Genomic DNA, 1,327 nt, shown 5'->3' with positions numbered 1-1,327 from the left:
ACACGTTATGAGAAGAAGGCCAGCCATTTCAAGGGAATGCTGGCCTTTGCGGCTGCTCTGCTATGGCTACGCTGATACGTCAACAGAACCTAGGGCCGGCTCAACTGCCAGGGAAATCTCGACATGCCCACACTCACACTACCGCGCGTCACGGTCTTCATTCCGGTACACAACCGCCAGCACTACATCGCCAGCGCCGTCGACAGCATCCTGGCGCAAACCTTCGAGGACTTCGAACTGCTGGTCGTCGACGACGGCTCGACCGACGCCACCCTCGAGGTGCTGTCGCGCTACCGCGACCCACGCCTGCGCGTGGAATGCAACTCACGCAACCAGGGCATTCCGGCGACCCGTAACCGAGGCCTGGACTTGGCTCGCGGCGAATACATCGCCCTGCTCGACAGCGACGACAAGGCCTGGCCCAATCGCCTCGCCCGGCAGGTCGAGGTACTCGACCGGCATCCCGAATTGGTGCAGATCGGCAGCGCCTGCGACTTCATGGATGCCAACGGCCGGCGTCTGCGGAAGGTCCGCCGCCAGCCGCTCGATCCTGATGAGGTGGATGCCAGCCTGGCGTTCTACTGTGCCCTGACCAACCGCACGATCATGGCGCGCACTGCCATCCTGCGCGAGTACCGCTACAGCGAGGACTTTCCGCGCTGCCAGGATTACGAGTTGCATCAGCGTCTGTCACGGACGCAGCGCATGGCCAATCTCGGCGACGTGCTGGTCTGCGGGCGCGAGCATGACGGCCGCTTTACTCGGCAGACCGACACCCTGGGCCGCGAACGCAAGCGCGAGATCTGCCGACGTGCGCTGCTCGAGTTCGGCATCGATCCGAGCGAGGAAGACCTCGATCGTCACTATGCCTTGTCGCGTCCCCAGAAGCTCGGCACCGGTCTGAACCGGGACTATCTCGACTGGACCGAGCAATGGCTGGCCCAGCTCGATGCCGCCAACCGGCGCACGCAGCGCCATGTGCCCGAAGCGCTCCTGCGCGTCATGACCGAGCGCTGGGTACAGCTGTGCTTGCATGCCCGCCGCCAGCTTGGGCCGGGCGCCTACCTGCGCCTGCTGCGCTCGCCGCTGGCCCGGCGCCTGCCGGCGGCGTGCCTGCGCTTCCTGCGTACGCCCCGTCCGCTGGCGAGCTAGGGCCTGTTGACGTTTTGGCGTGAGCCGCGTTGCCGCGACAAATGCCGCCAGGCAAGGCGCGGGTCTTGGCAATGGTCATTCTGAACCGCCCCGGGAATCTCGGAGGCTCTTTGGTGTGAGTCATGCCGCCAGGGCGGACTCGTCGAGTTGTCGATAATACGCCGCTTCAGCTTCC

At 65.1% G+C, this 1,327-nt stretch carries 1 protein-coding gene; it reads left to right on the top strand.

The window, feature by feature from the left end; genetic code table 11:
• Positions 1-123 precede the first annotated feature (123 nt).
• Positions 124-1,152 (top strand): glycosyltransferase family 2 protein, encoded by a 1,029-nt coding sequence (locus EV691_RS23165; RefSeq protein ID WP_131302835.1) that lies wholly within the window; start codon positions 124-126, stop codon positions 1,150-1,152.
• The last annotated feature ends 175 nt before the right edge of the window (positions 1,153-1,327 follow it).

It is taken from the genome of Azotobacter chroococcum (assembly GCF_004339665.1).
Taxonomy (GTDB): Bacteria; Pseudomonadota; Gammaproteobacteria; order Pseudomonadales; family Pseudomonadaceae; genus Azotobacter; species Azotobacter chroococcum.
Note: the sequence above shows the minus strand (reverse complement) of the source record. Positions and strands in the feature narration are given on the sequence as shown.